Genomic DNA, 6,603 nt, shown 5'->3' with positions numbered 1-6,603 from the left:
GTGGGGCTGCGTTATGACTGGCTCGAGGCCGACAATACCATCACCAACTTTGTAAACGACGGAATCGATCAGGATGAATACCTGGAAGAGTCCGGCCTGGGCACAGAGGCGAAGGACCCCGAGCGCTACAGTATGATGATCGACTATTCACCCAGCCATTACAGTCGCCTGCGCCTGCAGTACAGTGAGCTGGACAACGGGCACGAGCAGAACGACATGCTGATGCTGCAATACATCATGAGCCTGGGTGCGCATGGCGCACACCGGTATTGAAGGGGGAATGATGAGAAGCGTCAGGCATCTGCTGTCCATTGGATTGATTGCCCTGCTGTGGGCCCCGGCCGCTCAGGCCGGGGCAACGCTCAATGTACTGGCCTGTGAGCCGGAATGGGCCGCGCTGGTACAGGCGATCGGCAAGGAGCATGTTGAGGTGAAGTCGGCAACCACGGCCTTCCAAAATCCGCATCACATCCAGGCGCGGCCCTCATTGATCGCACGGGCGAGAAATGCCGACCTGGTGGTCTGCACCGGTGCTGAACTGGAAGTGGGCTGGTTGCCCCTGTTATTGCGCCAGTCCGGTAATGCACGCATCCAGCGGGACAAACCCGGTTATTTTATGGCCAGCGAACAGGTCGAGCTGATTGAGCAGCTGGAGAAGGTGGATCGCAGCATGGGTGACATCCACGCGGGGGGTAATCCGCATGTGCATCTTGACCCCTATCGCCTTCTGCAGATTGCCCGGCAACTGGGCGAACGCATGAAGCAGATTGACCCGGTCAATGCCCGAGACTATCAGGCCAATCTGGAGAGCTTCGCCAGCCAGTGGCAAACGGCGATCGAACGTTGGGAAACAAAGGCCCGTCCGCTGAAGGACATAAAAGTGGTGGTACAGCATCGTAGCTGGAGTTACCTGTTCACCTGGCTGGAGATGGAGGTCGTGGCGGATCTGGAGCCGAAGCCCGGTTTACCACCGACCAGCGGACATCTGGCGGGTCTGTTGGACGTTATCCAGGCGGAGCAACCGCGGTTTATTGTGCTGACAACCTATCAGAGCGATCGCGGTGCCAGCTGGTTGTCGCGCCGTACCCAGCTGCCGGTCATTACACTGCCCTATACGGTGGGCGGCCATGAGCAGGCCACGGATCTGTTCGGGCTGTACGAGACAACGCTCGATATGCTGCTGAAGGCTATAGAATGATGCCGGACGGCCTGGGCGCACAGCTAGCCATTATTCTGCCGGCATTGCTGGCCGGGATGGTGGTATTGAGTACTCATGTCCCGCTGGGTCGGGAGGTACTGCAGCGAGGCATTATTTTTCTCGATCTGGCCATTGCACAGATGGCAGCGCTGGGACTGATCGTGGCCCATTTCGCGGGGCTGGAGGCATATGGCGCCTGGCTCAACCAGCTGGTGGCGATCGGTGCCGCGGTGATTGGTGCAAGTTTGCTCTACCAGGTTCGACATGCGCCAACGGGCATCCAGGAGGCACTGATCGGAATATTATTCATGTTGGCGGCTACCGGCAGTATTTTGTTATTGTCCAAGGATCCGCACGGTGGCGAGCGTCTGCAGGAAATGCTGGTGGGTCAGATACTGTGGGTGGAGTACAGTGATCTGGTGATGATCGCGCTGGTGTATCTGGCGGTATTGTGGCTGTGGTTTGGCTGGCGGCAAAAACTGGGCAGTTACGGGTTTTATCCGGTCTTCGCGATTACCATTACACTCTCCACGCAACTGGTCGGCGTCTATCTGGTCTTTGCCAGTCTGATTATCCCCGCGCTGGCGAGTCTGCAGCAAAAGAATCCCTGGCTGATCGCGTACGGGATCGGTATGACAGGCTATGTCGCCGGTTTACTGGTGTCCGCATTAATTGATCTGCCGTCGGGTGCGACGATTGCCTGGTCTCTGGCCGTGGTGGCCTTGCTGGTGACGGGGCTGCGCCGCATCAGCGGCGGACCTCATGCCGATGATCCGGTATAGCAGAGGCGGTTGCGGCCCTGCCCTTTGGCTTCATAAAGCTGGATGTCGGCCTGCTCGATTATCTGGTTGAGGGTTTGTCCACGTATATGCTTTGCCAGACCGGCGGAAGCCGTCACCTGGATACTGTCGCCACTATCATCGATGGTAATGGAAGTATTTGCCAGTGATTGGAGATGGGCGTTGAACAGATTGGCCGCATCTTCGAGACAGGTGCCGGGTAAAAAGGCAATGAATTCTTCCCCGCCAAAACGGCAGAAAACATCACTGCTACGTAGCCGTTTTTGCACCAGGTCGGCAGTTTCCTTGAGTATCCGATCACCTGTGAGGTGACCATAGCGGTCATTGATCTGTTTGAAGTGATCGAGATCGATCATCGCAACCACATAACTTTCACCGGTGCGCTCGGCCAGGGAATGTTCTTTTTCCGCGATCAGATAAAAAGCATTGCGGTTGATCGCCCCGGTCAGTGGATCGAACGAGTATGAGCTCTCGATTAGCTGATCCCGTAACTCGCCCATCAATCGGATCAGTTTCTGCTGGTCATGATAAAAAGTGGCATAGTCCACGGGCGTGATCGCCTCACCGCGGGAAGATTTTTGAGCAAGCAGACGCGCCACGTCATGCATGCGGGTATGAAGCTGTTCAAGTTGTTCGAATTTTTTAAAGGACCTGAGGGAGTCAGGCGCATGAGTGTAATACCATTGTCCGAGCTTGCAATGACGATGGGCATCTTCCCGGTAGACATCATCATTAAAAGGGGTGTTGCAGATCAGACTTTCATGCAGATGCTTGAGCCACTCCAGGTGATAAAAGATGGCTTTTTCCAGAATGGCAATAGTGCTTTCGGTTTCCTGGTTGGTGAGATTGTTTTTTTGCGTTAAAACCATTGGCTACTCTTATCACTGGCCATACCATCGAGTATAGAACATATTGTCCGGTTTTCCGGCCTGGGGCGAAAATTATTTAAAGCGGCTCATAGCTGAAACGCTGCCCACCGACCGTGGCCTCGTACATCAACCCGCCTTTGGCCATGGTAAAGACTGCGACACCCTGCTCATAACTGGCGTCGGCCGAAGCACCGGTCGTGACAGCAACAGCCGAGAGCTGGGCCGAGAGTTTTAGTTGGCCAGACTTGAAACGCTCGAAGGCGCGTTTATCGCGGAAGAAAATCATTTCATGGTAGGCCTGGCCGCCGAGCTGTAAACCTACCGTCACCTGGGTCAACGAGGTGAGGGCCATCGCTTTACCTTCACGATAGACCAGCCCCTCGCCGTAGGCACCGCCGATTCCCACGCCACCTTTGGCCACGGTTGGGAAGACAGCATAGGCATAGGCGTTGTCGAAAAAGCGCTGCAGACCCGGATCCCGGTTACGGAATGCCTTTATCGTATTGGCCGCGTTTTTATGCAGATTGGCTTTATTATCCGGATCCCAGGTTGTGCAGCCTGTCGTGGTTGCGAGTAACGCGACGATGAACAGTATCAGGTTAAACGTGCGCGGCATGCGTATAAATCTCCGGTGTAAGCTTGCTATGTAGTTTACTCGCTTTGCCGCTGTTGTCGAATTTCGCTCAGGGTTTGACGATAGGCCTCGAGGTGCTCGCCACCCAGACTCACGGCGCGTCGGGCGTGTTGCTCGGCCCTGCTGCTGCGACCGCTCTGCAAATAAAGATGGGCCAGATTGTTATGGGCCGGAGCATAGTCGGGATGGTGATGAATGGTCTGTTCCAGGGTGGCGATCGCTGCCGCAGTTTGTCCCCCTGCATGCTGACTGTTGGCCAGCCCCATGAGCAGGCGGGTGTCATTGGGCCATTGTTGCAGGCCGGCCTGGTAACCGGCCTGTGCCTGAGTATGACGATTGACCTGTTCCATGGCGGATAACGCTTGTAAATAACGCCAGTATTCAACCGTGGCCGGCATTTGTCCCGGCCTGAGTGCCAGCATTGCCCAGCGATCGGCCCGTTGCCAGGTACGCTCGAACTGGGCCAGGGTATTGATGCGCCGCCGGTCAGTACCTGAACGCAGGATGATTTCATCCTGTTGCAGGTCATAGCCAACCAGGACTGCATAATGCCAGCGTGGATACCACTCCAGTGCGAGGTTCTGGAATACCAGTACCGGGTTGCCTGCCTCGACTTCGCGCAAGAGATCATCCAGTTCGGGTTTCAGAACATAAGGGATAAGCCCCAGTTGGCGGGTATTGCTGAGCAACTCAATCTGCAGACTCCCTTGTTTACCGGGGATATAGAGTTTCGGCGTCAGTTCCTGCGGTGTGATATCAACGCCCTGCCAGTTGGCGAGCATGGCCAGCGAGGCGGGACCGCACTGATAGGCCTCCTGGGGATGAAACGGGACCTCGTTCAAATCCGACGCCGGGCTGATATCTGCTGGCGGTGCATCGAGCAGGCGATCACTTTGTGGTGTTCCGGCACAGCCGCCAAGCAGCAAAACTGTCAGGATTAAAAGAAAAACCCCCGCAAGGCGGGGGCCGGTATAACAGCGAATCATCAGGGTGAATCTCAGATATTGTAGACGTTGGTCAGATTAAGCAGATCGGTGATCAGCAGTACGACCAGGACAAAGGCGAGCAGCCCCAGTGCGCCTGCGCCGGCGGGCAGTTCTTCAAGCTGACCCGATAACATCTGGATCTCCTGTTCGGTCATAGCGTCAACGCGTTCGATCGCATCGGCCGGATCGACACCGAGAGTAATCAGTTGATCCTGTACTTCGTCCCGTTGGAGTACTTCTTTTACATGTGCACGTTCCTGCTGGAGGCTGTCGCCGGCCAGAATATCGTCAGTCCCGAGCATGGCGGCGTAACCCGGTGTGGTAATGCCCAGCGAAAGCATTGTGGCGACAACCATGAGGCTGATGGTCCTGCGAAGTCTGCGAAGTATGAACATGTGTGGTTCCTCTTATGTTGTTTGTTGTACTTATCCTAGATCAGGTCCGCGGCAAAAGACAGTCAGCAAGGTTGATTTCGGGGATTCACTCACGGCGTTTCTTGCGCGCCCGCGGGTGGGCCTGGTCATAGACTTTGGCCAGATGCTGAAAGTCGAGATGGGTGTAGATCTGGGTCGTGGAGATATCGGCGTGGCCGAGCAGCTCCTGGACCGCGCGCAGATCGCCGCTCGATTCCAGCAAATGGCTGGCGAAGGAGTGGCGCAGCATATGTGGATGGACCGGCACATCCAGCCCCAGCTTGCGGGCCCGATCCCGCAGCCGTTTCTGGATATTGCGGCCAGAGATACGGCGTCCGTGACGGCTGACAAACAGCGCCTGTTTATTTTCCAGCGGCATGTCCTGGCGCACCGCCAGCCAGGTCCGGATGGCGGCCAGTGCCTGTCGGCCGATGGGCAGATCACGTTCCTTGTCGCCCTTGCCATGGACCCGGACCCGGGCCTCTCTCAGATCGAGCTGTCCCAGATCCAGCTGTACCAGTTCACTCAGGCGCAGTCCCGAGGAATAAAACAGTTCCAGTATCGCCCGGTCGCGAACCCACAACGGGTCCCCGGCATCCTCCGCGGTTTCATCCAGTAGCGCGGCGGTTTTATCCACATCCAGCGTCAGAGGCAGTTTGCGTTTGACCCGGGGTGCTTGCACATCGCGCGCCGGATTGGCCGAAAGCGAGCCCTCGCGGATCAGAAAATCAAAAAATCCCCGCAGGGCAGACAATTCCCGCTGCAGACTTTTGGCAGCCAGTCCCCGGCGATGGCGTTGCGCCACATATTGACGAATATGCTGGCTGTCCAGTTGCGTCCAGTCCGTCAGATCCTGTTCGAGACAAAAAGTGGCAAGCTGTTTCAGATCGCGGCGGTAATTATTCAGGGTATGCGGCGAGAGCTGGCGTTCGGTATGTAGTCGGGCCAGATAATCTTCAATAGCCTGCAGGGTAGCCGGGCTCATGAGCCAAGGTGTAACTTGAGAATCCGGGTCAGCACATGACTGAGATGGGACAGGAACAGGGTTCCCATGTTGGCGCGAAAGCGCTGTGGATCCTGGCTGCCAATAGCCAGCAGACCGACACACTGTTTGCTGGATTCACTTGCCACCAGCGGGACGAGCGCGGCCGAGCGTGCTACGTCCAGATGGTCATTGAACAAGGCATCCAGTTGCCCCGGCTTGAGGTTGCCGCAAACCGGTTTGCGGCCGCTGATCACTTTCTCGAACGCGCCCAGTGCCGGCTCGCTCCAGTCCATCAGATCGGGGTGGGCCTTGAGTACCGGGGCACCGGAGTTGAATAGCCGGATGACTACTGCGTCGGCTTCGAAGTCGGACTTGAGGCGTTGCTGGATCAGATTCAGCAAACTCTCAAAATCATCGGCATCGAGCAGGTCCAGAATCAGTTTATTCAAACGGCTGCTCAGGTCCTCATTTTGCCGGGCATAGTCAGTCAGTTGCTGCAGGCGTTGCTTGAGTTCCTGTTTCTGATCCCGCAGCACCGTAACCTGGCGTTCGATCAGGGAGACCGCGCCCTGGGGTTGGTGGGGCAGGAGCATATCGGCCAGCAAATCGAGATGACGCTCGAAAAAGTCAGGGTTGTCACGTAAATAGCGGACAATTTCGCGTTCGAATTCCTTGTCTACCGTGATCGGGTTTTCCTGACGGTTGCTCATGGCGTGTG

The 6,603-nt window shown here is 56.5% G+C and carries 8 protein-coding genes and 1 pseudogene; 3 read left to right on the top strand and 6 right to left on the bottom strand.

The annotated features are described in order from the left end of the window. The 3 genes and pseudogenes from R6U90_RS04270 to R6U90_RS04260 all read left to right on the top strand — a co-directional run. Window positions 1-273 (top strand): annotated as a pseudogene (locus R6U90_RS04270) (hypothetical protein); the annotation flags it as partial. Beyond that, the gene (locus R6U90_RS04265; RefSeq protein ID WP_410351428.1) at window positions 254-1,198 is read left to right on the top strand and encodes a metal ABC transporter substrate-binding protein; all 945 of its coding nucleotides are present in this window, start codon (window positions 254-256) and stop codon (window positions 1,196-1,198) included. The pseudogene R6U90_RS04270 and the gene R6U90_RS04265, both read left to right, overlap by 20 nt. Further along, window positions 1,195-1,980 carry a metal ABC transporter permease gene (locus R6U90_RS04260; protein ID WP_410351427.1) on the top strand — a complete coding sequence of 262 codons (786 nt, stop codon included), beginning with the start codon at window positions 1,195-1,197 and terminating at the stop codon, window positions 1,978-1,980. Before R6U90_RS04265 ends, R6U90_RS04260 begins: the two co-directional genes overlap by 4 nt. On the opposite strand, the gene R6U90_RS04255 is transcribed toward R6U90_RS04260, so the two are convergent. From R6U90_RS04255 to R6U90_RS04230, 6 genes are all read right to left on the bottom strand, one after another. Next, window positions 1,959-2,867, bottom strand: coding sequence for a diguanylate cyclase (locus tag R6U90_RS04255; RefSeq protein ID WP_410351426.1), 909 nt, complete (start codon window positions 2,865-2,867; stop codon window positions 1,959-1,961). The two genes, R6U90_RS04260 and R6U90_RS04255, sit on opposite strands and share 22 nt — an antisense overlap. 76 nt (window positions 2,868-2,943) lie before the next feature. After that, window positions 2,944-3,483, bottom strand: coding sequence for a YSC84-related protein (locus R6U90_RS04250; RefSeq protein ID WP_410351425.1), 540 nt, complete (start codon window positions 3,481-3,483; stop codon window positions 2,944-2,946). A 35-nt stretch (window positions 3,484-3,518) separates the two neighbouring features. Beyond that, on the bottom strand, window positions 3,519-4,487 hold the full coding sequence (locus tag R6U90_RS04245; protein ID WP_410351424.1) for a PA2778 family cysteine peptidase: 969 nt from the start codon (window positions 4,485-4,487) through the stop codon (window positions 3,519-3,521). 11 nt (window positions 4,488-4,498) lie between these two features. Further along, window positions 4,499-4,882, bottom strand: coding sequence for a PA2779 family protein (locus tag R6U90_RS04240; protein WP_410351423.1), 384 nt, complete (start codon window positions 4,880-4,882; stop codon window positions 4,499-4,501). An 85-nt stretch (window positions 4,883-4,967) separates the two neighbouring features. After that, the gene (gene xerC / locus R6U90_RS04235; protein WP_410351422.1) at window positions 4,968-5,885 is read right to left on the bottom strand and encodes a tyrosine recombinase XerC; all 918 of its coding nucleotides are present in this window, start codon (window positions 5,883-5,885) and stop codon (window positions 4,968-4,970) included. Continuing rightward, a complete protein-coding gene (locus tag R6U90_RS04230; RefSeq protein WP_410351421.1) occupies window positions 5,882-6,595 on the bottom strand; it encodes a DUF484 family protein in 714 nt (237 codons plus the stop codon). Before R6U90_RS04230 ends, xerC begins: the two co-directional genes overlap by 4 nt. Between the last annotated feature and the right edge of the window lie 8 nt (window positions 6,596-6,603).

It is taken from the genome of Thiohalophilus sp., from assembly GCF_046483665.1.
GTDB lineage: Bacteria > Pseudomonadota > Gammaproteobacteria > UBA6429 > Thiohalophilaceae > Thiohalophilus.
Note: the sequence above shows the minus strand (reverse complement) of the source record. Positions and strands in the feature narration are given on the sequence as shown.